The organism is Eubacteriaceae bacterium Marseille-Q4139 (genome assembly GCA_018223415.1).
GTDB lineage: Bacteria > Bacillota > Clostridia > Lachnospirales > Lachnospiraceae > CABSIM01.
The window spans coordinates 1,596,102-1,618,419 of record JAGTTQ010000001.1; the positions used below are offsets into that span (position 1 = coordinate 1,596,102).

Below are 22,318 nucleotides of genomic sequence, written 5' to 3' on the forward strand. Positions count from 1 at the left end.
TTATTATCAACTACTTTTCAGTTTTTTATATGTTTTTTCTTTGCTGTTATTATTAGTTACAGGAGGGCATTCATCATGGAGCAGCTCAAAAAATTACGACAGTCCCGTAATCTTAGTCAACAAAAATTAGCAGAAGAATTTCATACCAGCCAGCAGTCTATTTGGAAATACGAGAACGGAATTACTGAGCCAGATATTTCCACATTAACGCGTCTGGCAAATTACTTCAATGTCTCTATCGACTATTTGGTTGGGAATTCTGATACGCCTGAAAAGGCAGATTTGATTACAGAAAGACAATTATCTCCTAGCGAAAGCCTTCTTATCCAGCAATTCCGATCATTGCCTGCTAAAAGCCAGGCCTTAGTAATTGAGCTTGTCAGTACATTGCACTTTAATACAAGTGAGCATAGATAAAACTATGGTTTTACATAAAACTTTAATAACCATCTACACTATGTGCCAATGTGCCAGTAGGTTTGTAACCTTTTTACCTATATTATAACTATTTTTTTATAGCTATCTTTTCATATCATAACAAAATTATGCACAGATAATTGTAAAAGAATATACATAGTCGCTGGCACATTGGCACATTTTTTTACAGAAGAATTGACAACAGAAAATGTGGCTGACTCCCTCTATTTCGGAGGAACCCGGCCACTTGTTCTATTTCTCTTTCTCGTCATACAAAATTTCCAGCATCATTTTCGCCCCTAAACGAAAGCCATAAGAAAAAGCAGCCGCTGGTTCCGCTGACAATCGCTCGGCCTGATGATCCATACAAGCCGTAAAACGTCGCATTAAATCAGCGTCAATTTCATTCAAGTCTTTTGTGAACTGGTCACATTCGGCAATGCGGAGTCTATGATTTTCATCCATTTCTTGAATCGACCAATATTCCTCTATCGGCCGGATATCTCCCTCATATAATTTTTCAATAATATTCCTCATATGTTTTTTTCCTTCACCCCATTTGACATTTACTGATTGTCATATCCTATAAAAATATATCATATAATAGCCAAAATGACAATCAGTAAATGTCAAACAGTTCAGGGAGTTGAAGAACATGTATAAAAATAAAGCAAGTGACAATCGGAATAATATTTGTGGAAGCAAGTTAAAAGAACTCCGTACTAGTATGCCTACTAGGACATCTCAACGCCAACTAGCAGATATGCTTCAGCTCGCAGGACTCGATTTGGATAAAAATGCTGTCCAACGTATCGAGAGCGGTGAAAGGTTTGTAACGGATATCGAATTAAAGGTAATCTCAAGAGTGTTAGGTGTATCTTATGAGACATTGCTAGATAATTAGAAGATTTGAAAGAAATTATTGTTCCCATATAGAAGTTAAAAGACTTTCATTATTATTTGTGCCTCCAGCTGAAAGGTGGCGGAATGGAGATGGCTGTGGAAAAATATTCTTTAGGTTTCATACTATTTACATACCTAAAACTAACAACGAAAAACGTGTATTGGAGCAGATTTGAATATGAAGATACCTATAAGAAGTGGACAGTGGATGAAGAAATAGAGGACAAAGATAAAGTATTCTATCATGACAATTCTGATGATTGTCCTTCCATTAACGATGACTTCAAAGATTCAATGAGTGCATTTAAACGTGAATGGAAAAAATTCTTAAACAGGTTTGGCCTCAAAAATTTTAATCGTCTATTTAGTGATACGCGAGCAAAAAAATTCACATTAAAAGAAGCAAAAATCATTATATGTCTATATGATAAATCTATAAGTGATCCTGTATGGACGGACTATCTAAACAACATACTTCCTCTTCGTAAGAAAAAGAAAGGAAATAGCGAAACTGGTGACGCCTTTCAATACAAGTCTCTCACCGCTGGAATTAAAAAGTATTATGAGAAATCATACCCCACCGAAAATAATATTCCAGACTTATCTGAACAGATAGACTATCTTCTCTCAGCGCAACCTAATAATAAAGATAACAATAAGCAAGATGAGGATCAGGAATCTAATCAGAAAAGTTATAGCGAAATAGAGGACTCTATATACGAAGAGATTCAAATAGCTTCCAGACTCTTAAGATGTCTACTGAAAAATCATATGGATGTTCTCGATACTCCAGTTGATATTACTGAACAAACCATAGACGCCACATCTATCGTTCCTAAATCCCGTGGTAGATGGGCTATTTATAATGGCAAATAATTTTTTATTAATTTTATAGACAGAAATCGTATTATGACTTCTTGCAAGTGTTTATTGAATCGAGGAAAAAGCCTGTATTATCAACGTTTTCCCCATTTTTGCTTGTATCTTCTCATATCGCCGTATAAGTTGGTTTTGTAGAGTTGGGCACCATTTTAGCACCACAAATAAGGCGATACACAGAAGCATAAGGTGATGTTATCGTACCTACAAAGGCAATTTAGGACAACATCGTTTTACACTTTTATGTTACGCATTAGAGTTTTAATAATCCTTATAGGAAAGGCATTACAAGCACTAAAACTGATAGGGTAATCTGTTTATATCTTTTCTCTCAAAAACGCTCTTTAACTGCGTAACATTTCAAAGCAAGTTGCAACCTGTTCAGATTATCTTTTTCCTTCCATTCTTTTGTGAAAAGTTCCGTAGCAAGCATATGAATGTTTCATATTAGGAAAACACACTGCCAGAAAGGATGTGGCGAGCGTCAGCCCGCCACGGCGGGAATTTCAGAAGTATTAATTTCAATGTATTCGGCAATTTTGCGGAGCTCGTCAGCAAACTTGAATTTAATCTTGATATTGCCGTTTTCGTAGACCTTTATGTGATCCACAAGCTCAATGAGGATTTCCCGGTTGAGTGTTTCGATGTTCTGATATTTCATAAATGCCACCAGCGCGGGATGTTCATTGTCAACACCGTTTGCCAGTTCTGCCCGTTCCGTTGTCAGCCGCTCCAGCACATCGGAAAGGGCGGCGGCCTGCCGTTCATAGTCGGCTTTCATGTCCCGGTAGTCCTGCTGGGTAATTTCCCCGTCTTTCCAGTCTTGATAAAGGGACTGTTTATAACGGGTAATTTTTGCCAGTTCCCGCTCCTTTGCGGTAATCAGATCGTCCAGTCGGAAAGACTGGCTTTTTTTGATAGGGGCCGAATTGATACGGGCAATCGCCTCGGAATAGGAAACGGCCAAATGCACTTGGTACTGAATACCGAATAGGACGGCGGTTTCCAGCCGCTCATGCTTGATTGAGTGCATGGAGCAGGCGGCTCGGGAGCGGTATTTGTAAGTAGAGCAGGCATAATATACATTTTTCCCGCTCTGGCTCCGTGTTATGGATTTTCCGCAATCCGCACAGCGGAGAAAGCCGCTGAACAGATGGAGCTCCTTTTTCCGTGGGGCCGTCCGGGTGTCCCGTTTCAAAAGGGCCTGCACCTTATCAAAGGTTTTCTGGTCTATGATTGCCTCGTGGGTATCAGCCACCCGCACCCATTCTTCCTCCGGCACCGCCTCAATCTCATGTACCTTGTAGCTTTTTACACGGCGGCGGCCCTGGACTAAATCCCCGGTATAAATGGGATTTGTGAGAATGTTTTTCAGCACCCGATCTCCCCACATGGGATTGTCAGATACAGAGCAGGAATACGGCAGACCTTTGTTTTTCCGGTAGGTTGTCGGGCTGGGGATGCCGTGGTCATTCAAGTGGTAGACGATGGCCCGTCTTGTTTCCCCTTGCAAAGTCATGTTATAAATGAGCTTTACAATCTCGGCGGCCTCGGGATCAACAATCAACTGGTGCTTGTCTTTCGGATCTTTTATATAGCCGTAGGGGGCAAAAGAGCCAATGTACTATCCGTTGCGCCGTTTGTAATCAAATACCTGCCGGATTTTCTTTGAAGTCTGATAGCAGTATTGATCGTTCATTACATTCGTAATGGGGACGATAATGCTGGAAACGCTGTCTGGGTTTGCAAAGCTGTCCACATTTTCCGCAAGGCTGATAAAACGGACGCCCATCTGCACAAACAGGTTATCAATCAGACTTCCCGCATCGCTGTAATTCCGGGCGAAACGGGAAAGGTCTTTTACCACAACACAGTTGATTTTTCCGCTCATTACATCGGCCAGGAGCCGCTGGAAATTTTCGCGGTTGGCATCCGTTCCCGTATGTCCATCGTCCACATATTCGGAAGTGCTCTCAAATTCGTCTATGTGCTTGTGGTAAAAATCATTGAGCAGATCGCGCTGGTTTTTTACGCTGTTGCTATCGTCCTTGCCCTTTTTCAAGTCCTCTTTGGATAGCCGGATATATTTCCCCAGCCGCCAGCGCCGAATTGTATAAGAGGGAGAGAAACTCTGCTGAAACCCTCTGTTTTTTGTTCGTGACATTGTTCCTCCTTCCCTATCACATTACACTTATATTATAACTCTGTCCCATAGGGACAACAAGGATGGCTCCGCCTCGGGACACTTTGTCTCGAAGTAGGACGGGCCGCAGCCTAAGTTACAGCCCGCTTTTCTGTCGGATCAAATAGTCCGTTAAAGTGTCCTGGAGGGACGGCCCGTTCTCTGAAAATTCGATTTGAACGCCGATGCCACCGATGCAAAAGCAGTACGGATTTTTGGCAATCTGTAAAAACCTTGTTATGCGCTCTTTGCGGGAAAGGGCGTTGTCAAAGGTCATACCGCTCACATCGGGTAGAGTCTCGGGGGCAACTGCGCCAATGTCAACGCTTTTCATTTGTTCCAGTTCCTTTGCGGATAATCTCACGGTAAAACCTCCTTCTTTCAAATTGTTAAACGCCTCCCGCTGTCCTGTGGGGAAACGCAAAAAAGCGGCACCGCAAAAGTGCCGCCCTTTGGCCTGTCCTCACATCGGGATACAATGTCTCGAAGTTAATACGGCCCGTTTTCGTAATGACGCTGGGCCTCGTCTAAAGACTTGAAGTCAAACACATAATGGAGCTCCCGAACAACGCGCCGGATGTCCTCGGGGGAAAAACCGCAGTTTTCCATCGCATACATCACATATCCCCGGCAGGCGTTATTGCTCCACGGCTCGGCCAGCATAGCGGCCAATGCAGGATCGTACTTCATTTTTCATTCCCCCTTTGATAAAATTTAGGGAACGCCGCGCCTATTTCCTTGACCTGTCCAAAGACAACTATACTCGGCGCGACGCTCCCTCGCAGGCGAGAGGGCGGCCCGGAGGGGCAGGCGGCCAGCCTGTCCACTGCCGGATCGTGGCCGTGAGATGGCCCGTCCCACTTGCGGCGTTGGTGTTGTTCGCTCATTCCCGTTTAGGGGAAGTCACCGCGCACCCGCCGCCCGGCTCCCCGGATCATGCTCGGGGCCGCCCTTGTTCGTCTGCGGAGAAAAGAAAACCTCCTCTCATAAACCGAGACATTTTTTCATCATTTCCAAGTGGGGGAAACGGAAAAATTAAAAGATTTTTTTCATGCGTTCCAGCCCTCTTTTGATGGACTGGCGGACAGACTCCTCATGTACGCCTTCGGCCTCGGCAATCGCTTTTATGCTTTTGCCAAGAATGATGTGCGCGTCAATCCTCCGGCCCTGGATTTCCGGCAGAGAGTTGAGCGCGTTCCAAAGACGGATAAAGAGCTCCATGCGTTCCAAGAGCTCCTGGGGCGTGGGCTCATGCAGGCAGGCCGAGTATTCGATCCCGTCCTCGCAGTCCAGAGAATACTGCGCCTTGTGCCGGGAGAGCCGCCGCTGATAGGCCATTTCATAACGGGCATCCGCAAGAAAGACCTCCGCCACTTCGTCGGAAACCTCGATGAGCTGATCCTGGGTGTACCAATAATAAAAATCTTTCAGATTGATCGTAGTCATAAATAAACCTCCGTTTCGGTGTTGGGTGGATGAGTGACCGAAACGGGGCCCGGCGGGGAGCGGCATCCTGGGGAGCCGCTCCGTACCTCGGGACACTTTGTCTCGAAGTGGGGCCGGGATAAAAGAAAAGCGCCTGCACAGCATAAAGCCACGCAAGCGCATGAAATTACAAATTCATCTATGTACTGCCAAATTTCGCATCCACCGCCGGACTGATCCTGCTGGGCGGGTGGGCTTTTTTTGACAACAGGTTAGGGGGATGAAAAATGAGCGAGAGCACAGCGACACCTCCAAGGCGACCGCCGCACTCCGTTAGATTATATGATCATAAAGAAACGGCGGCTTGATAGACTCAAAACCGCCGTTTTTCTTGCACCGCAGGCCATTCAACAACGGTTTCGTTGTGATGGCTCTGCGTCTGTGCGTCTGGCTCTTTTCAATATTTACTCAAATTGATCGACACGGCCCGATTGAATTGCCGCAAGATTACGAGCAATTCTTTCCTCTGGCCAATCCCACCACCTTTCTGTCAACAACGCCGAAATAGTTTCATCAGAAAAGCGTTTTCGGATAGTTTTAGCCGGAACACCACCCACAATGGTATAAGGCGGGACATCTTTTGTTACAACAGCCCTGGTGCCAATAATGGCACCATCCCCTATGGTAACTCCAGCGAAGATCACGGCCTCATACCCAATCCAAACATCACTCCCAATAACAATATCGCCTTTGTTGTCCCATGCCTCGATTATGTGGCTAACATCAAGCCCCCATTCCTCGAAGAAGATAGGAAATGGATAGGTCGCAAGTGAAGTCATGCTGTGGTTGGCACTGTTGAACAAAAAACGAGCGCCACAGGCGATAGAGCAAAATTTGCCGATAATCAGCTTGTCATGGTTAATTGGATAATGATAAAGAACATTATTCTTTTGAAAATCAACAGGATCATTTACAAAGTCGTTATACATGGTGTAGTCGCCCACAATGATGCTGGGATCAGTAGCGACATTTTTTAAATATATAGTTTCCCGATCTTTTGACCGGGGATAAATTTTTTGTTTGTCCATCATAATTTGTTATCCTCCTTAGAAATCAAGTCAGCCATACGGATGACAGATAGTTTTGATTTTTTGACATTTACCAAAGTTTCCTGTTTGCATTTCGGGCAATACAGTGGAAAATTGATAAGTTCTGTATCTTGACGCACTTTAAGTCTGGTCTTGTTCCCACATACGGGGCATAAAAGCCATACCATTCGATCCATCATAGACTTTCCCCCTTGTGACTTGATTGAATAAGCGTCTTGTGTTCCCATTTTCTACTTGTGAAATAGAGTAAGCCTACAATAGCAGGTAGGACTGGAGAAAGCGCCTGGCCGTAATAAATTCCGGAAAAGCCCATACTAAGTATAAAGGCCAAGAGCCAGCTCATAGGCAAACGCACAATAACTGCGTCCAATAAAGCGTTAATCATAGCGAGATTTGCCGCACCGACACCAATAGCAAAGGAATCCAAAGTGTACATAACGGCATAAATCAAACTATTTATACTGCAACAGACACGCAGATAGTAAACTCCATCGTTGACTACTTCCGGGTTGGTGCTACCAAAAAGCAAAATCAACGGTTCGGCAAAAAGCTGTACTCCAATTACGACAACGAGTGTTACAGCAACATTCATCACTAAACTGATTTTTACTACTTTCCGGGCACGCTCAATTTGTCCAGCTCCCATGCACTGGCCGACCATCGCTGTCACTGCCTGTCCAATAGCCCAGCAGGGCATACCAGCAAAGGTGTTGATTTGCAAACCCACATTCGAGGCAGCAGATACAGCAGTACCAAACTGATTGAGCATCCCCGCCACGAGCAGATAGGCCGTGTTGACTACTACCATTTGGATCGCCGTGGGCAGTCCGACTTTTACGATAGCGGCCAGCTTATCCCATTGAGGTGTAAACTTTTTGTGATTTTGCATAGAGAAAAATATTTTGTGCCTCTTCAAATAGAATAGAGAAATCACAAAGGAAATTCCCTGCGCGGTAATCGTTGCGTAAGCCGCCCCTGCCGTTCCCATTCCTAATGGGCCCACCAAGATAATATCTAAAATGACATTGATGACGGTAGCAATTCCCACAAAATAGAGGGGAGATTTAGAATCCCCCAGCCCCTTGAGCACAGAGCAAACAGCATTATATCCAAAGACGAACACAGTTCCACAACAAATAATTTTCATATAGTCGCAGGCATCTTGATATGCGTCTGCTGGAACATTTAACATCTTGAATAACGGCTGGTAGGTCGCCAGACTCACAATAGTCACAAGCATAGAAGATACCAGCGAAAGCAAGGCCAGCATTTGAAAAGACTCCGCCTGCCCCTTTTTATTGTCAGCCCCCTTATATTGAGCAATCAACACGGCTCCGCCCATCGTCATACCAATACAAATCGAATTGATGATATAGCACAATTTAGAAGCGTTACCAATGGCCGCAAGTCCCGTATCGCCTACAATTTGGCCGACTACAAGCATATCTACTACATTGTAAAACGATTGCAGTATATTTGCTAAAAGCAACGGGAAAGCGAAAATAGCCAGTTTTTTCGGCACATTTCCGGTCAACAAACTATGTTCTTCACTCATATCTATTTCCTCCAAAAAGAAAAAGGGCACACTACATCGTGCGCCCTTTGCATAGTCACTTAACAATTAGCATAACAAAAGGCCACAAACAAAACATTGTCTGTGGCCTAAACAGTCAATTATCTATCGTTGATCTGATAAAAAGGGTATAAAAACCAAAGACAGTCCTATTTCTGCCTTGGCCTTTCCACTTTATAGATCAACTTTCCGAAAAGGCTCCGCACAATGTTTCGTGGTATAAACTTGTGTGGAGCCGAAGTCAATACAAAATTTTCCGAACAACATCGTACTCACCTCTTGCATAGTCATATTAAGTTCATTGTAATCAGTTTTTCCTCTGTTGTCAAGTCAGCAAAACCGTTTGAAATTGCGCGGAACGCGAAAATAAATAGTCAGTGGAATGAAATATACAATCGTTCAAATACTAATACCCGAAATGTAAAATGACATTGGGTGATGTTATGAAGTTTGAGCGAGATGAAAGACGATTTGATTTTCACGATATAGGGCTCGCCATCAAGCGGGCAAGAGAGGCCAGCGGGATGACGCAGGAGCAACTGGCCTATATTGTTGACCGTTCTCCGCGCACCATCATGTATAACGAGAATGACGGCCAGCACCCGAGCCTCAACACCTTTTATCAGATGGTTACGATGTTCGATATATCGGTGGATCAGTATTTCTATCCGTCCCAAAATGGAGGGAGCGAGTGCAGGAAACGAATTGACGCCATGCTGGGCTCCCTGGACGAAAAAGAATTGAAAATCGTGGAGGCCACCATCCAAGCGATGAAACAGGCCAAAGAAACGGAGGATGCGTAAGAAAAGCGCGGCCTTCGTTTTTTTGCGCCATGTTGCGGGTTGCGCGGTTTCGGCAAGCAATTCGGGTGTGGCCACACTCCGAAATTTTTGCAGGCACAAGGCCCGCAAAAATGCTTGTTGGGGAGCTCCCCAAACCCGCTGGACTTCGGGACAAATTGTCCCAAAGTCCCGGCGCGATGCGCCTGTTGCCTACGGCCCGGGCTAACGCTCCTGGGCCTTATTTTCCCGCCCGTCCGTGTGGCCGAGCAGATAGTCAATGTTCGCCTTGACCGCCACAGCCTGCCGCATATCCGCCTGGGCCTTGCGGTACTCAGCATAAAGGGCCGTTTTCTTTTCGGAGAGCTCCCGGCGCTCCTTTTTCAGCGCGTCCATTTTCGGGAGTTTTGCCCCGCCTAATATCTCATTCATCGCCGCCTTTGCCGCCCGGTAGGTAGCCAGCTCCGCCTCGTGTTCCGCTAAATACTTTTTGCTGTACCGGGCCGCCTTGTAGCCGTTAAATACCGGCCGCGTCTTTGCATAGTCCACCGTAGCCCCCATGAGCCGGGCAGTCTGTGAGAGCGCCGCCTCCGTGTCCCGCAGCTCCCCGGCCAAAGTATGAAAACGATCCACCGCCGCCTCGGTACTTGCCGCCAGCTCGTCATAGTCCGTAAGGTTATGCTCCTGGAGATACTGGAGCGCGGCGGCCATTTGTTTCAGATTGTAAATCTTCGCCCACCGCTCATAGGCCGGGCCTTTGCCCTGGGCCATGCGCTGTTGAATATCAATCATCAGATTGACGCGCCGGGGCGGGGCCGGACTGTCCTCCGGGAGCTCCGGGATGGGCCGCTCCCCGGCGATTACCGCCCGGATGTCCTCGGGATCAAAGCCGGCCCCCAGGGTGGATGCCCGCAGGCGGGTGTACTTATCCTGCCCCGGAGCCAGGAACGAGAGAGCACCGCCGCGCCCATGCTTTACCGCAAAGCCAGCCTCCTCCATGAGCCGCAGAAAGGCCGCAAAGTCAGCGGGCTTTTTTTCCAGAGCCTCCACTACGGCCAGCCGTACCCGCTGTTGCGCGGATAGTGGTTTTTCCCCGATCCACTGGCCATAGTGGAGGAAACGGCCCTTGCTGTGCTGTTTCGGATTTTGAATAACCGATAGATCATGCTCAATGCACACCCGGTCAGAGAGCCGCCGCAGAGCAAAGGACGAGCCGATAAAGTTATGAAACTTCCGGGAGCAGTCAAAGGCCGTGGAATTGAAATAAATATGGTTATGCAGATGGCCCTTGTCAATGTGGGTACAGACGAAGAACTGGTACTTTCCCTTTGTCCAGCGCATGGCCGTTTCATAGCCGATTTTGTTTGCCTCCTCCGGCGTGACCTCACCGGGCGGAAACGCCTGCCGGATCTGAAAGAACAGGGCCCCGCGCTCCACGGCTCGGCCCGTCTCCGCCTGGTACTGGCTTTTTGTCAGAAGAAACTCGGCGGGGGCCGATGCCGGATCGCAGAGATAGGCGGACACGGCCCCCAGCTTTTTCGGATTGAGCCCATAGGCAAACCGCTCCTCCATCGTCTGAACGGCGTTTTTTCCCGCCGCCACCTTGTAGGGCCGGATGTAAGTTGTAGCCGTGTCCGCACCTCCTTTTCAAGAAAAATGGCGGAAGGGAAATTACCCTCCGCCATTTTACTTATAATTTTCAGATTATTTATTGAAGTTATAATTTTTATATTTCGTTTTTTGACTTTCTTCCCAAATATACGAAATCCATTAAAGAGTGAAGTTTCTCTATTTCTTCTGAACCATTTTGAGCTATACTACTTTTATACTTTCTATAGTGTACAATAGCATCTTCAAAACTCCTGTACATTTTTCCAGACTCGTTAATTGATGTTCTGTCATCGTTGATCTTACTATACAGCAAATCATACATATTACTATATTGATCAAAATTCAACGTCACAATTACTCCATATTTGCCAGGTGCTACCTCAACAGTATTAATCCGATCATATTTTTCCACTTCACTTTTTGTTGGGTATGGTATGTTTTTAATTGCTATACGATTATCTTCCAGCCATTTATAAGCGGTTGGTTTGTCAAATAATTTTATTATAGACAAACACAATCTATCCACTACTTGTATATTATTTTTATCTTTTTCGTATAGGAACTTCCATGTCTTATATCTAATAATCGGTGGTAAAATTGAAAATTCACGCAATATTTGTGGAGCGGAATATATACTCACTTGAATATCTAAAAAATACTTAATAAAAATAAGGGCATACAAGTCAAATATGGCATCCTGAACATATTCTACTTCTGCATCAGAAAAATCATCCGTATGCTGAGTATGAGTTCCATCTCTACCTGGAGGATTGATTTTGCCTACTATACTAATCAATCTATCGCTTAACTCATCTCCCAAACAATCCATTCCACTTTTTACAGCAGGATTATTAGATTGTTTTTTTATTTGCCCTAACATTAACGGTTTACTACTGCCAATGTTCAAAATTTTTCTAACCATCACTTCTGCGTGTTTCCTAAGTCCAGCCATTTTCCCCATATTAGATACTTCAATGTATTGAGTATCATGTAACAAATTCCCTATTAAAATTGTATATTCATTGTCGTTAAAGCTATCCATAAAATTCCCTTCTTTCAAATTAGCAATCAGCTCTCAGATTAGTTACATAATATAAAGTATATCATAATTAATCCGCAACAGTCTACTGGCACCTCGGGACAAATTGTCCCGAAGTAGTGAAAGCCGGGGAACGGCTAAACCGCTCCCCGGCAGGGCTAACACTCCACAATCGCAGACAGCTTTTTCAAAAGATCGGACAAGGGCCCCCACAGCTTTTCATAGTCCCGTTGCAGCCCTTTGATCTCCTCGGGATAAATGCCGCCGTAGGTGTTGGCCTGGATTGCCACTTGATTTAGGTTGTTGGAGCACCGCCGCTGGAGCGATACCAGTTCCCGGACGGGGGACAGGTCAACATGGAGCACATAGCCGTTTAGGGCCATTTTTCGCATATAGGCTCCCATGTTGCGGATGCCCGCCTCGGCCATGCGCTCCCGTATGAGCGCCTGCTCCTCCTCCGATACCATCACATGAAGATGGACGGGACGGCGGCGTTTCTTTGTCATCGTTCCTCCCGTTCCAGGCTCCGGCTGGCCCGGGGCGGCTCCTTTACCTTGTCCACCGGCTTTTCCCGTTCCGGGGGCCTTTTCGGGATCGGGGCGTGAAATTCCCGGTACAGCCGCAGGGCCTCCTGGTCAGCAAGTTCCTGTTCCCGTTTTTTCTCCATCGCGCAGTCCTCCTATCTGTCGCCCCGGCTGGGGCTTTTCTTATCCGGCGCATCCGGGGCCCGGTGTTCCCGGGCCTTGCGTCCAGCCTCTTTCATCTGCCGGGCAATCGGCGGTTTCTTTGCCGCGCCCCGCTCCGGCACAGGCTCACGGCCCACGGGATTGTCATGGGCGGGCTTTAACTCATAATCAGCCATCTGTTTTTCCGTCAGCGGGTGGAGATACCACAGCTCGCCCCATGCCCGGAATGACTCGCCCTCCACCGGCTGGCGGGCGTTGTAGTTGAGATGGGCCACAGGCAGGTTGTCCTTCGGGCGGGGATAGGTGGCTATATCCACGGGCCGCTGGGTAGAGTAATACTTGAAAAAATCCGGGCCGGAAGTCTCCAGCCGGGAAACGCCATACTGCTTTTCATGGCTGAACACACGGCGGTTGTAGTCCCCGATGGCCTCACATTCCTCATTGAAGTAATGGCCCCAGTAGTAGTCCCGTTTCCCGTCCTCCTGGGTAAACTGCCAGGTCACAAAGGGATTAGGGGCCTTGAAGTTTTCCCCCATCGCAAAGCCCCGGCCATTGTCAAACAAAACGGACTGCCGGATCACATAGCCTTGATTTTCTTCCAAAACAGCACCTCCTTAAAAAGCGGGTACTTCGGGACAAATTGTCCCAAAGTCCCACAGCGTAAATGTTGACAGCATCCGGGCCAAAACGGGGCAGGCCATAGTCTGATACGGCCCACCCCCAAACGGGCCCCGGAAAGCCTTGCTACAAGCGGGTTTTTAGGAGCCTAATTGTCAACAGACCAGCCCCGCTTTTTCCGCATATATTCCCTCTGCTGGCGGCGGTGGGCCTTCTTTGCACAGGCCGCCGAACAGTACGCCTGCCGCCGATCTGGGGGAACGGGGCCGCCGCAGATGGGGCAAGACTTGAAATCCGGCCTGGGCCCCTCGGTTAAAAGGGACGCCTCCAGCGCCGGGGCAAGGGGCAGGACGGCCTCACGGAAGTAGCGGCAGAACGCACCTGTATAACATTTCCCGAACATATAGCACTCACCGTCCAGCGGCAGACACCCGCACTCCCGGTCATAGTTGGCGCACCACTTTACCACCAGGGCGCGGATGGCCGCCTTTTCCTCCCGGGTAAGCTCGCGGGACATGGCCTCACCTCCCGCCAGCCGGGGCCTTCAGAAGTTCCCGGTAGCAGGAGACACAGCCGATGCCCCGCCAGTAGGGACACCCGGAGCACCGGGAGCCCCTGGGCGGTTTTGCGGCGGAGGGGGACTGCGGGCGCGGGGGCCGTTTCATCATTTTCTCAAAGGGACTGTTGGTAAAGTTCATTCGTCCGCCCCCTCTCCGTCATCGTCCTCCTCGTCCCAGGGCGGCCCGTCCTCCTCGTCTCCGTAGACCTCCGGCCCGTCATAGTCCTGGAGCTCCCCGCCGTAGTCCTCCTCGGGCTCGGCGGCCTTTTCATGTTTCGGGCGGTAAATCTTAAAGTACCAGCCAGCCCCGCCGCCGATCACCGCCACGGCCAGCACCAAAAGGAGCATCCCCGGATTGCCGCCCGTTTCCGGCTTTTCCTCCTCCGGGGCGGGCTCCCCGGTTTCCTCCGTTTCCGCAGGCTCCGGCTCCGCACCCGCGCACTCGGTCATATTGACCGCGCAGATCGGGCAATCCGTATTGACAGCCCCCGCCGCGCATTTTTCCGCGCAGGAGCAGGCGGCCAGCTCCACCCCGGCGGCCTCGGCAGCCGCCAACAGATCTGCCTCGTCCACCATATTCAGAAAGTAGGTTTCATACTGTTCGCCTTCCTCGTCCACGGGTTTGTCATAGTCAATGACGATATAAAAGGTGTTCCCGCCGCTGGTCTGCACCGTGATAAACTGCTTGTTGGTGTGCTCGTCATAGAGCAGATCGCGGGTAACAAGGTTGCCTTCCTCCGAAAAGCCCTCGCCCGGTTCGATAGTGGGCTCCGGCTCCGGGGCCGTGGTTTCCTCGGTCATAGTGGGATCGCCGTAGTTCTCGCCCTCGCCGCCGTCCGCATAAGCAAAAGCCGGAACAGCCGAAAAGCCGCATAAAAGAACGGCGGCACAAAGCGCCGCCGCCATAGACCTCCATCGTCTCATATTCAGTTTTCCTCCTTTTTATCGTCCCCGGACTTCGGGACAATTTGTCCCAAAGTCCCATCGCCTTTCAGCTTTTCAAACAGGAGCGGGAGCTCTGCCAGGGGGATGCTCATGCCCCGCACAATATCCACGATCTCGCTGTTTTCCGCCTCCAGCTTTTTCTGCTCCAGCTCCTTGAGCCGGGCCTGCTGTTCGCTGATTTTGGCCTTGACCTTATCAATCTCAGCCTGGATTTTCGCGCTTTTTGCCGTTGCCATAGATAACCTCCAATCATGGTAAACGCCCGTAGGCGTAGAAATGAGACTGCCAGTAGCTTGTATTTAGATTTGCGTAGCCGATGGGATCTCCGCAGTGGAGCATCCGTCCGTCCCCCACATAAATCCCACAGTGGCTCACGCCCGGCGTGTCATAAGTGCCTTTGAAAAAGACCAGATCGCCGGGTTTCGGACTGCTGGTCGGCGTACAGATGTTATAGAGCCCCTGGGCCCCCAGGCGGCCCACATTCCAGCCGGAGTGATTGATCACCCAGGACACATAGCCGGAGCAGTCAAAGGAAGTGGACGGGCTGGAGCCGCCCCACACATAGGGATAGCCGATGTATTTCTGCGCCTCGGAGAGCATGGCGGCAAAGGTTTCATCGTCCAGATATTCCCCGGGCACTTCGTAGCCGTCCGGCGTTTCGGTGTACTTTCCCACATACTCAGAGCCGGGGAACAGGTCGGGGCGGTTTCCCAGCGTTGCCATGTAGATGGCGTACCGGGACATCTGATCCTCGCTCAACACATAGACGGGCAGATGGGACAGGTTTTTGTTTTCCAGCGTCACATAGCAGATGTAGTAATTGTAGGGGACTTCCACATCGTAATCGTTGCCCTCGCTGTCGGTGCGGGTTTCCGTCCGGTAGCGTACCTCCACCACCACATCCTCGGTCAGAATGTACTGGCGGTCAAAGAGCATTTGCAGGGAGCCCTCCACCTGGTCAAGCGTCCACTGTCCCTCATGGAGCGAACACAAAAGGGACAGCAGCACATAGGGATCGTGTTCAATCTCGTCCAGGTCAAAATGGTACTCGTCATAATCGTGGGTGCTTTCGTAGCTGTCCAGATAGCCGGAAAGCTCCGCCTCCAAGTCACAGTAGGCGGCCTCCGCCCCCAGCATATCCCCATCCTCGCAAGGGTAGGTGCTGGCCCCCACCGCGCCGATGGTGCTGTTCCCCAGTGTGACAAGGGAGGACGAGCAGGACTGCATCACCAGCACAAGCAGGACGCAGGCCAGAGCCAGCAGACAGCCCACGGGATGGCGTTTCACAAAGCCCACCGCCCGGGCCGCCAGCTTTTCCGTGGTAACAGCCGTTTTTTCAGCGGCCCGCGCCCCTTGTTTGGCGGCCTCCTTTGCCTGCTTTTGATACCGCCTGCGGAGCCGCCGTTTCTGCCAGTAGCGGGACAGGGCGTTTTTAGAAAGCTCCGGGTGCTCCTGGGCGGCGGTGTGGAAGTGATAGTCCGCCGTGGCCTTGATATATTTGGACTCGGCCCGCCGGACAGCCTTTGCCGGGTGCTCCCGGATTTTTCGTCTCACATACCGGGAGCCATGCCGCAGGACGGCCTCGCCCACAAGCTCGGAGCGGTGGGCCCCTTCGATACCCACATTTTCGTGCTCGTTTTCATAAATCTTGCCATGCACAAAGCCGTGGACGGAGCCGCTGGCCACCCGGCCCACACGCTTGACCGGGCCCGGCTTTTTCGGCGGTTTCTGTTTCGCCAGCTTTTCTTTGGCGGCCTCCAGCTTTTCCCCGCGCTTTTCCATGCGGAGCTTGGACGCCGCCGCCTGTTCCTGCTGGCTTTTCTGCCGGAATTTTGATTTCGGGGACTTTGGGACACTTTGTCCCGAAGTGCCCCCGGCGTTTCCCGCGCCGTTATTCGGTTTTCGTTTCATTTTTCATATCCTCCGGGCGGGTAGTCAGCAGGTCATAGATCTCCCCGCGAGGGAACCGATCCACAAAGGGGATGGTCACATTCCCATAGAACAGCAGGCCCTCGCCGGAATTAGAGTGGGTAATGTAGGAAAGCTGATGCTCGGATATGCCGAGCTGTTTCGCCAAAATCGTCCGGTCACTCTGGGCCTGGGACAAAAGGATCATAAAGTCCGTGTTGTCCAGAATGTTCTCAATCTCCCGGCTGGCCAAGAGGTCTTTCACATTCTGCGTAAGTGCGCTGGGGACACAGCCTTTTTTGCGGAGCATCTTCCAGACCGCCACAAAGTAGCTGGCCGTCAGCGGATCGCGGAGCAGGACATGGAACTCATCAAAGTAGCACCAGGTCGCCACGCCCTCCCGGAAGTTGGCATCCACCGCCTGGGAGACAAACTCGTTTGTGATGTGCATGGCAATCTTGCGGAGATTTTCTCCCATGTTCTTTAACACGATGCACACCACCCGCTTGTCGGTTTTCACATTGGTCGGATGGTTAAAGAGATTGAGGGAGCCGGTACAGTAGAGCTCCAGGGCCGTTGCCACACGGCGGGCCTCCGGCTCCGGCTGGTGCAAAAGCTCCTCGTACAAATCCTGTAAAAGCGGCGTCCGTTCCGTGGCAATCCCCAGGGCCTGCTCCCGGTAGACCAGCCGCACACAGCGGTCAATGACGGTTTTTTCAATGGGCTGTAAGCCCTCCTTGCCGCCCACCACCAGCTCGCACAGGGACAACAAAAAATCCGCCTTCATGGAAAGCGGGCTCTCCCCGGCGGCCATATTGAGCTCCACATCCATCGGGTTTAAGTGATGGGGGCTGTCCGGGGAAATTTCGATCACCTGGGCCTGGTCGCCCAGCCTGCGGGCCAGTGGGACATATTCGCCCATCGGATCGACAATCACAATGCGGTCATTCGTGGCAAGGAATACATTTAAGAGCTCCCGTTTCGCCGCAAAGGATTTTCCGGAGCCCGTAGAGCCAAGATACAAGCCGTTGGCCGACTTCAGCTTTTTGCGGTCAGCCATGATGACATTGTGGGAAAGGGCGTTCATCCCGTAGTAGAGGGCCTGCCCGCCCATCCGCAGCTCCCTGGTCATAAAGGGAATGAAAATCGCCGTGGAGCTGGTTGTCATGCCGCGCTGAATTTCCACTTCGTTGTAGCCGAGGGCCAGCGAGGACACAAAGCCCTGTTCCTGTTGCCAGTCCAGCCGCTTTAAGGAGCAGTTGTATTTCTGCGCGATACCGCCCACCGTGAATACATCGTTTTCCAGCCGCTGGCGGGTAGGGGCAAGGTTTACCACCGTGAAAGTGAGAAGAAACATCCGCTCGTTGCGGGACTGCAGGTCAGCCAAAAGCTCCGCCGCGTCCTTGCTGAATGTAATGAGGTCAGGCGGGAGGATGTCGGGATCGTACCCGGCCCGGACAGCTTTTCGCTGTTCCTCCACCTTCATTTTCCCAATGTCGGAGATTTTCCCCTTAATGGTCTTGATGGCCTTTAGCTGATCCACCGTCTGAATATGGAGCGTGACCGTCATTTCCGCATCCAGCTCCAAAATCTCCGCAAGGAGCTTATCCGAGAGCTCGGACGCTAAAATCTGTAAGTAGGACACCGCGCCCCAATACTGGCCGATACGGAAAGAGCGGGACTGCCGGAAGTCAAAGCTGTCCGGGGCGATAAAGTCCTTCGTCCCCAGACCCGTCTGCGGGATGTCCTTCCACGAAAAGCGGAACGGATCCCGGCTCCCCGGGTGCATCTGCCCATAGAGCAGGGCCAGCCGCGCCCGCCCGTCCATCGGCTCGGAGGGAACGCCCAGCCGCTTGAAGTTTCCCATCACATCGGCCTCCACACGCTCCAGGCGGGGACGGGCCTCCGCGATCCCCTCGGCGGGTATGCCGAAAGTGATGTATTTTGAACGCTCAATGCCGTTGTTGCTTTTGGCAATCTGATTTTTCAGCATCCCGGTAAATTCCTCCCGGACGCTGTTAAAGGCATCGTCCGCCTGGGGGATGTTGACCTTGTAGCGGCTCCGGGAATGGGAGCGGCGGTTGATAAAGGAAAGCTGGAACGGCAGGGAGCTGTCAAAGTAATTGAGGAATGAGCTCCAGCCGCCGAAAATCGCCGTCTGATCCTCGGTGCTTGCCACGGAATAATTGATGTCCTCGTATTCCACGGTTTTCGTGTAGAGCCCGCCGGGGAGCTTGCACACCCCGTCCGGGTGCATCGCCAGATAGGGGATCGTCTGCTGGACGGACAGGGCCGCCCGGCTGTTAGCCCTTCCGGGGCCGTTTTTGCTTTTCTTGTTTGCCTTTCGCAATCGCATCCTCCTTTCTCACAGCGCCCCGCCCGGTAAACGGGGCATACAAGTTTTCCGTCTGATAGTGCCGTACCCCGGGCCGCAGGAACTTGGCCCGGAGGATATTTTTTACCACCTTTTCAAAGGGGAGCCCGTCTTTTTCATACATCGCCAGCAGGAACGCCGGGAGCATGACCGCCAGCATAAGGAACATGGCCCCGGTATTTCCCAGGGGCTCCCGGGCCAGCAGATAGGACGGGATACCGATGGCCGCCGCGCCGCCAAAGCAGATAAGCTGGCGTTTTGTAAGGTTAAAGGCCATCTTTGTTTTGATTTTGGATAAGTCGTTCGGGACATTCACATAGGGCATGAAAAACCTCCTTTCGGCCCTTTGACTTCGGGACAATTTGTCCCAAAGTCCGGGACGGTGCTTTCCACCTCGTTTCCCCACACATCCCAGCCGGGCGGCGTCTGCCTTGCAAACAGCTCCACCCGTGGAAGATCGCCCATAAGGGCAACGATCTTTTCCCGGGTCTCGTCCGGCTTTTTGCTGTGGGCCTCAATGGGGGAAATGATAAACTGGTGGACATTCGCCGCCTGCCGTTTGGGGTGTCCCCTGGTCGCCAGCAGGCAGACCTCCGCATTTCCCCTCGTCCAAAAGCCCAGGCCATAAAACCAGCTATCAGCTTTTCGATTTTTCTTCAGCCAGACAAAAGCCACGGACTTATACTGAAAGCCCCACGCCTTAATGAGCCGCAGGGCCTCGGGGAGCTGGGGGAAAGTCGCCCATAAAAAAAGCGCGCTGTCCGGGGCGGCCAGTTCCGCCACCGGGAGCGCACATAACTCGTCTATTCCCATTGTGGGATAATGATGCTCCGCCGCCCCTTGCAGGCCCTTCTGCGCGTAGCGCCAGGGCGGATCGGCGTAAATAATAGAATAATCTCCGATAGTCAGACTCCTTTCTCCCCGGCCTCCACCGCCGCCCGCGCCATACGGATGCGCTCCGTGGCCGGGGCGTAAAAGGCCGGGGCTGTTTCAAAGCAGATAAAGCGGCGGCCCGCATTGAGGGCGGCAACGGCGGTTGTGCCGGAGCCCGCGCAGATGTCCGCTACCAGCTCGCCGGGCCAGGTGTAGGTCTTGATGAAATACTCGCACAGCTCCACGGGCTTTTGCGTGGGATGGATGCCGCCCGTTACTGTGGGGACAAAGAGCACATTCCCCGGATAGCGCCGCCCATCGCTGGACTGGGAGCTCTGCCGCTCAAATTTCCCATAGTTCGGGCTGGTTCCGCTGCGGGCATGGACGCGGCTGTACGGCTTGCCGTAAGTAAACTGCGGATTGTAGATGGGGGCCTTCTGATAAAATACCAAGATATTCTCGGATTTTTTCAGTGGGGCCCGGTTTGCGTTGAGAAATCCCGTCCCGCGCTCCTTGTACCAGATCCACTCATAGCGGAGCATGGAAAGGTTGGAGGCCCCCAGCACCTTGTCATAGGGGCACTGTGCAAAGAACAGCACCGCGCCCTCCGGCTTGACGGCCCATTTCACAGCCTCCCACAGCTCGGGGAGCGGCAGGGGCACATCCCAAAAGTTCCGGGTAGTGCCATAGGGCGGATCGGTAAGGAGCATATCCACCGAATGACGGGGGAGGGAGCGCAGGCCCTCGATGCCATCCAATAAAAACAGCCCCTCCATAGGTTCCTGCAACTTCGGGACACTTTGTCCCAAAGCCGCCTTATCGGTCATCCCTTGCCTCCTTGCCCTTTGCCGGGGCGGACCGGGCGGCGTTTTCCTTTCCGGCCTCCTTTGCGGCCTGCGCCATCTGTTCCCGGATTGACGCGGGCCGTACCGCCTCGGCCCGGGCCAGCAGCTTTTCCACCGCCTGGTTGTAGCCCTGGGCCGCCGCCCGGTCAAGCTGGGCCTGCAAGTCGCGGTTTGTTACCCGCGCCGTAGTGCGGTAGCCCGTCCTGCTGGTGGGATCGGGCTTGCTGGGAGCGCCCAGGAATACCCCGTTTTTCCCGTCCACCACCTTAAAATCATCCACCACCACGCCCCCGATGTTTACGCTGGCAAAGCCGATCAGCTTGCCCTGGGGTTCAATGGGCCGCACCGTTACCTGGGGCGTAGTGGCCTCCGCCACCGCCTGCTCTACCCGGAGCCTTACCGCCTCATCAATGCTGATGCCCTGGTTTTCTGCCAGCTCCGCAATCGGAGCCTCAAACAATAAGCGCCGGAAATCCTCCTGCGCCATATCCACAGCGGGGGCTCCCCGGCCCGCCGCCTCCTGCGTTTTCGCCATAGTTCAACCTCTCTTTCTCAATGCGCGCCAAAGATACTTTTTGCAATCGTCCCGGTCTTGAACAGCATAAAGCAGAGCAAAACCGTATAGCCCACGGCTCCCCATATCGCGCCGATGGGATCGCCGCTTGTGGCGATCTCTTGAATGAGCACCGCATAGATGCCCACGCACAGCAGGATCAACAGCCCCTGGAAACCGATGGCGAACAAGGACTTCAGATAATTCTGCCCCATGCTCCCCATTTCCCGGTTGGACAAAGTAGCCACCGGGATGGGCGCTAAACTGGTCAGCATATAAATTTCCAGCATACGGCCATAGATCAGAACGAAAATCACGATATTCAGCGCGGTCATGGTAAAGCCGATAAAGATAGACTGGAGCCACAGGCCCAAAAGGGAGCCAAGCCCCATTGTCTCCAGCGTGGCCTCCAAATCCGCCAGCATATCCGGCGATATGTCCGTGGAGCCCTGGATCACCCCCGCCGAGCTTGCAATCACGCTCTGCGACACATCAAAAATCGCATTGACGATATTGAAGGTGTTGGAGAGGATGAGGATGGCCGCCGCCGTCTTGAAAATCCACTTGAAAAACATCCAGGTGTCGATGTCATGTAAGTTGTTGCGGTCTATCAGCATTTGAATGAGCTCATAGACTGCCACATAGGTTAGGACTAACCCGGCAATCGGTAAAATTACCGTCTCGGAAATCTGGCGGATGAGGGAGAAAACTCCGGCGTTCCACGCCGCCGGAGTTGTTCCCACCTCCCCCGCAATCTCCCCGACTCGGGCATTTACCGTATCAAACAGGCCGCTCAGATTGCCTAAAATGCCTTCAATGAGCAGGCTTTTGAGCCAGTCGGTCAGCCAGTCGGTGAGAAATCCCATAAGCCGCTACCTTAAAACAGGCCGGACAGCAGAGGGATCAGCGTAGTGCCGAGCAGGATGATGCCGCCGCCCGCCATGAGCTGTTTCATGCCCTGGCTTTTTGCTGATGTGCGATAAAGAAGTAATAGAAGTGTAAAAAATTTTGCCGTTCCTATCCGGCGTTTCGCGATTACG

Annotated in this window: 27 protein-coding genes and 1 pseudogene; 4 read left to right on the forward strand and 24 right to left on the reverse strand. The window is 51.3% G+C overall.

Features of this window, described 5'->3' with window-relative positions; all coding sequences use genetic code 11:
- Nucleotides 1-75: 75 nt before the first annotated feature.
- On the forward strand, nucleotides 76-417 hold the full coding sequence (locus KE531_07705) for a helix-turn-helix transcriptional regulator (GenBank protein ID MBR9953511.1): 342 nt from the start codon (nucleotides 76-78) through the stop codon (nucleotides 415-417).
- Nucleotides 418-669: 252 nt separating this feature from the next.
- Here the strand turns inward: KE531_07705 and KE531_07710 are convergent, their stop codons facing one another.
- Nucleotides 670-954 carry a hypothetical protein gene (locus tag KE531_07710; GenBank protein MBR9953512.1) on the reverse strand — a complete coding sequence of 95 codons (285 nt, stop codon included), beginning with the start codon at nucleotides 952-954 and terminating at the stop codon, nucleotides 670-672.
- 118 nt (nucleotides 955-1,072) lie between these two features.
- Here KE531_07710 and KE531_07715 point away from each other — a divergent pair, with 118 nt between their 5' ends.
- Nucleotides 1,073-1,321, forward strand: a complete 249-nt coding sequence (locus KE531_07715) for a helix-turn-helix transcriptional regulator (GenBank protein ID MBR9953513.1) — start codon at nucleotides 1,073-1,075, stop codon at nucleotides 1,319-1,321.
- Between the two features lie 83 nt (nucleotides 1,322-1,404).
- Entirely contained in the window at nucleotides 1,405-2,196 is a 792-nt protein-coding gene (locus KE531_07720) for a hypothetical protein (protein MBR9953514.1), read from the forward strand.
- 487 nt (nucleotides 2,197-2,683) lie between these two features.
- On the opposite strand, the pseudogene KE531_07725 reads toward KE531_07720, so the two are convergent.
- The 7 genes and pseudogenes from KE531_07725 to KE531_07755 all read right to left on the reverse strand — a co-directional run bounded on the left by KE531_07725 (nucleotide 2,684) and on the right by KE531_07755 (nucleotide 8,470).
- Nucleotides 2,684-4,363: pseudogene (locus KE531_07725) on the reverse strand (recombinase family protein).
- Nucleotides 4,364-4,478: 115 nt separating this feature from the next.
- The gene (locus KE531_07730) at nucleotides 4,479-4,745 is read right to left on the reverse strand and encodes a hypothetical protein (protein ID MBR9953515.1); all 267 of its coding nucleotides are present in this window, start codon (nucleotides 4,743-4,745) and stop codon (nucleotides 4,479-4,481) included.
- 125 nt (nucleotides 4,746-4,870) lie between these two features.
- A complete protein-coding gene (locus tag KE531_07735) occupies nucleotides 4,871-5,071 on the reverse strand; it encodes a hypothetical protein (GenBank protein ID MBR9953516.1) in 201 nt (66 codons plus the stop codon).
- Nucleotides 5,072-5,416: 345 nt separating this feature from the next.
- Nucleotides 5,417-5,827 (reverse strand): sigma-70 family RNA polymerase sigma factor, encoded by a 411-nt coding sequence (locus KE531_07740; protein ID MBR9953517.1) that lies wholly within the window; start codon nucleotides 5,825-5,827, stop codon nucleotides 5,417-5,419.
- 443 nt (nucleotides 5,828-6,270) lie between these two features.
- Nucleotides 6,271-6,897: a CatB-related O-acetyltransferase gene (locus KE531_07745; protein ID MBR9953518.1), complete on the reverse strand. Its 627-nt coding sequence runs from the start codon at nucleotides 6,895-6,897 to the stop codon at nucleotides 6,271-6,273.
- A complete protein-coding gene (locus KE531_07750; protein ID MBR9953519.1) occupies nucleotides 6,894-7,091 on the reverse strand; it encodes a cysteine-rich KTR domain-containing protein in 198 nt (65 codons plus the stop codon). Before KE531_07750 ends, KE531_07745 begins: the two co-directional genes overlap by 4 nt.
- Entirely contained in the window at nucleotides 7,091-8,470 is a 1,380-nt protein-coding gene (locus tag KE531_07755) for an MATE family efflux transporter (GenBank protein MBR9953520.1), read from the reverse strand. The genes KE531_07750 and KE531_07755 overlap by 1 nt, the downstream gene beginning before the upstream one ends.
- Before the next feature lie 461 nt (nucleotides 8,471-8,931).
- Here KE531_07755 and KE531_07760 point away from each other — a divergent pair, with 461 nt between their 5' ends.
- Entirely contained in the window at nucleotides 8,932-9,291 is a 360-nt protein-coding gene (locus KE531_07760) for a helix-turn-helix transcriptional regulator (GenBank protein ID MBR9953521.1), read from the forward strand.
- 201 nt (nucleotides 9,292-9,492) lie between these two features.
- Here the strand turns inward: KE531_07760 and KE531_07765 are convergent, their stop codons facing one another.
- From KE531_07765 to KE531_07840, 16 genes are all read right to left on the reverse strand, one after another.
- Nucleotides 9,493-10,839 (reverse strand): relaxase/mobilization nuclease domain-containing protein, encoded by a 1,347-nt coding sequence (locus KE531_07765; GenBank protein ID MBR9953522.1) that lies wholly within the window; start codon nucleotides 10,837-10,839, stop codon nucleotides 9,493-9,495.
- A 154-nt stretch (nucleotides 10,840-10,993) separates the two neighbouring features.
- A complete protein-coding gene (locus tag KE531_07770; GenBank protein ID MBR9953523.1) occupies nucleotides 10,994-11,920 on the reverse strand; it encodes a hypothetical protein in 927 nt (308 codons plus the stop codon).
- 155 nt (nucleotides 11,921-12,075) lie between these two features.
- A complete protein-coding gene (gene mobC / locus KE531_07775) occupies nucleotides 12,076-12,423 on the reverse strand; it encodes a plasmid mobilization relaxosome protein MobC (protein ID MBR9953524.1) in 348 nt (115 codons plus the stop codon).
- Nucleotides 12,420-12,584, reverse strand: coding sequence for a hypothetical protein (locus KE531_07780; protein MBR9953525.1), 165 nt, complete (start codon nucleotides 12,582-12,584; stop codon nucleotides 12,420-12,422). Before KE531_07780 ends, mobC begins: the two co-directional genes overlap by 4 nt.
- 12 nt (nucleotides 12,585-12,596) lie before the next feature.
- Nucleotides 12,597-13,205 (reverse strand): hypothetical protein, encoded by a 609-nt coding sequence (locus tag KE531_07785; protein ID MBR9953526.1) that lies wholly within the window; start codon nucleotides 13,203-13,205, stop codon nucleotides 12,597-12,599.
- Between the two features lie 164 nt (nucleotides 13,206-13,369).
- Nucleotides 13,370-13,738 carry a cysteine-rich VLP domain-containing protein gene (locus KE531_07790; GenBank protein ID MBR9953527.1) on the reverse strand — a complete coding sequence of 123 codons (369 nt, stop codon included), beginning with the start codon at nucleotides 13,736-13,738 and terminating at the stop codon, nucleotides 13,370-13,372.
- A 177-nt stretch (nucleotides 13,739-13,915) separates the two neighbouring features.
- Entirely contained in the window at nucleotides 13,916-14,704 is a 789-nt protein-coding gene (locus KE531_07795) for a DUF4366 domain-containing protein (GenBank protein MBR9953528.1), read from the reverse strand.
- Nucleotides 14,705-14,706: 2 nt separating this feature from the next.
- Nucleotides 14,707-14,961 (reverse strand): DUF4315 family protein, encoded by a 255-nt coding sequence (locus KE531_07800; GenBank protein MBR9953529.1) that lies wholly within the window; start codon nucleotides 14,959-14,961, stop codon nucleotides 14,707-14,709.
- 13 nt (nucleotides 14,962-14,974) lie between these two features.
- The gene (locus tag KE531_07805) at nucleotides 14,975-16,636 is read right to left on the reverse strand and encodes a C40 family peptidase (protein ID MBR9953530.1); all 1,662 of its coding nucleotides are present in this window, start codon (nucleotides 16,634-16,636) and stop codon (nucleotides 14,975-14,977) included.
- Nucleotides 16,617-18,983: a DUF87 domain-containing protein gene (locus KE531_07810; GenBank protein MBR9953531.1), complete on the reverse strand. Its 2,367-nt coding sequence runs from the start codon at nucleotides 18,981-18,983 to the stop codon at nucleotides 16,617-16,619. Before KE531_07810 ends, KE531_07805 begins: the two co-directional genes overlap by 20 nt.
- Nucleotides 18,937-19,332 carry a PrgI family protein gene (locus tag KE531_07815; GenBank protein ID MBR9953532.1) on the reverse strand — a complete coding sequence of 132 codons (396 nt, stop codon included), beginning with the start codon at nucleotides 19,330-19,332 and terminating at the stop codon, nucleotides 18,937-18,939. The genes KE531_07810 and KE531_07815 overlap by 47 nt, the downstream gene beginning before the upstream one ends.
- A complete protein-coding gene (locus KE531_07820; protein MBR9953533.1) occupies nucleotides 19,320-19,916 on the reverse strand; it encodes a DNA methyltransferase in 597 nt (198 codons plus the stop codon). Before KE531_07820 ends, KE531_07815 begins: the two co-directional genes overlap by 13 nt.
- Nucleotides 19,913-20,707 carry a site-specific DNA-methyltransferase gene (locus KE531_07825; GenBank protein MBR9953534.1) on the reverse strand — a complete coding sequence of 265 codons (795 nt, stop codon included), beginning with the start codon at nucleotides 20,705-20,707 and terminating at the stop codon, nucleotides 19,913-19,915. The genes KE531_07820 and KE531_07825 overlap by 4 nt, the downstream gene beginning before the upstream one ends.
- Entirely contained in the window at nucleotides 20,697-21,260 is a 564-nt protein-coding gene (locus tag KE531_07830) for a septation protein SpoVG family protein (GenBank protein MBR9953535.1), read from the reverse strand. Before KE531_07830 ends, KE531_07825 begins: the two co-directional genes overlap by 11 nt.
- Nucleotides 21,261-21,277: 17 nt before the next feature.
- Nucleotides 21,278-22,144, reverse strand: coding sequence for a hypothetical protein (locus KE531_07835; protein MBR9953536.1), 867 nt, complete (start codon nucleotides 22,142-22,144; stop codon nucleotides 21,278-21,280).
- An 11-nt stretch (nucleotides 22,145-22,155) separates the two neighbouring features.
- Nucleotides 22,156-22,314 (reverse strand): hypothetical protein, encoded by a 159-nt coding sequence (locus KE531_07840; GenBank protein MBR9953537.1) that lies wholly within the window; start codon nucleotides 22,312-22,314, stop codon nucleotides 22,156-22,158.
- Nucleotides 22,315-22,318: the final 4 nt, after the last annotated feature.

Excerpts from the sequence above, each read along its gene's own strand:
- KE531_07705 (MBR9953511.1), top strand. The coding sequence starts at position 76 with ATGGAGCAGCTCAAAAAATTACGACAGTCCCGTAATCTTAGTCAACAA.
- KE531_07710 (MBR9953512.1), bottom strand. The coding sequence starts at position 954 with ATGAGGAATATTATTGAAAAATTATATGAGGGAGATATCCGGCCGATA.
- KE531_07715 (MBR9953513.1), top strand. The coding sequence starts at position 1,073 with ATGTATAAAAATAAAGCAAGTGACAATCGGAATAATATTTGTGGAAGC.
- KE531_07720 (MBR9953514.1), top strand. The coding sequence starts at position 1,405 with ATGGAGATGGCTGTGGAAAAATATTCTTTAGGTTTCATACTATTTACA.
- KE531_07735 (MBR9953516.1), bottom strand. The coding sequence starts at position 5,071 with ATGAAGTACGATCCTGCATTGGCCGCTATGCTGGCCGAGCCGTGGAGC.
- KE531_07740 (MBR9953517.1), bottom strand. The coding sequence starts at position 5,827 with ATGACTACGATCAATCTGAAAGATTTTTATTATTGGTACACCCAGGAT.
- KE531_07745 (MBR9953518.1), bottom strand. The coding sequence starts at position 6,897 with ATGATGGACAAACAAAAAATTTATCCCCGGTCAAAAGATCGGGAAACT.
- KE531_07750 (MBR9953519.1), bottom strand. The coding sequence starts at position 7,091 with ATGGATCGAATGGTATGGCTTTTATGCCCCGTATGTGGGAACAAGACC.
- KE531_07755 (MBR9953520.1), bottom strand. The coding sequence starts at position 8,470 with ATGAGTGAAGAACATAGTTTGTTGACCGGAAATGTGCCGAAAAAACTG.
- KE531_07760 (MBR9953521.1), top strand. The coding sequence starts at position 8,932 with ATGAAGTTTGAGCGAGATGAAAGACGATTTGATTTTCACGATATAGGG.
- KE531_07765 (MBR9953522.1), bottom strand. The coding sequence starts at position 10,839 with ATGGAGGAGCGGTTTGCCTATGGGCTCAATCCGAAAAAGCTGGGGGCC.
- KE531_07770 (MBR9953523.1), bottom strand. The coding sequence starts at position 11,920 with ATGGATAGCTTTAACGACAATGAATATACAATTTTAATAGGGAATTTG.
- mobC (MBR9953524.1), bottom strand. The coding sequence starts at position 12,423 with ATGACAAAGAAACGCCGCCGTCCCGTCCATCTTCATGTGATGGTATCG.
- KE531_07780 (MBR9953525.1), bottom strand. The coding sequence starts at position 12,584 with ATGGAGAAAAAACGGGAACAGGAACTTGCTGACCAGGAGGCCCTGCGG.
- KE531_07790 (MBR9953527.1), bottom strand. The coding sequence starts at position 13,738 with ATGTCCCGCGAGCTTACCCGGGAGGAAAAGGCGGCCATCCGCGCCCTG.
- KE531_07795 (MBR9953528.1), bottom strand. The coding sequence starts at position 14,704 with ATGAGACGATGGAGGTCTATGGCGGCGGCGCTTTGTGCCGCCGTTCTT.
- KE531_07800 (MBR9953529.1), bottom strand. The coding sequence starts at position 14,961 with ATGGCAACGGCAAAAAGCGCGAAAATCCAGGCTGAGATTGATAAGGTC.
- KE531_07805 (MBR9953530.1), bottom strand. The coding sequence starts at position 16,636 with ATGAAACGAAAACCGAATAACGGCGCGGGAAACGCCGGGGGCACTTCG.
- KE531_07815 (MBR9953532.1), bottom strand. The coding sequence starts at position 19,332 with ATGCCCTATGTGAATGTCCCGAACGACTTATCCAAAATCAAAACAAAG.
- KE531_07825 (MBR9953534.1), bottom strand. The coding sequence starts at position 20,707 with ATGACCGATAAGGCGGCTTTGGGACAAAGTGTCCCGAAGTTGCAGGAA.
- KE531_07830 (MBR9953535.1), bottom strand. The coding sequence starts at position 21,260 with ATGGCGAAAACGCAGGAGGCGGCGGGCCGGGGAGCCCCCGCTGTGGAT.
- KE531_07835 (MBR9953536.1), bottom strand. The coding sequence starts at position 22,144 with ATGGGATTTCTCACCGACTGGCTGACCGACTGGCTCAAAAGCCTGCTC.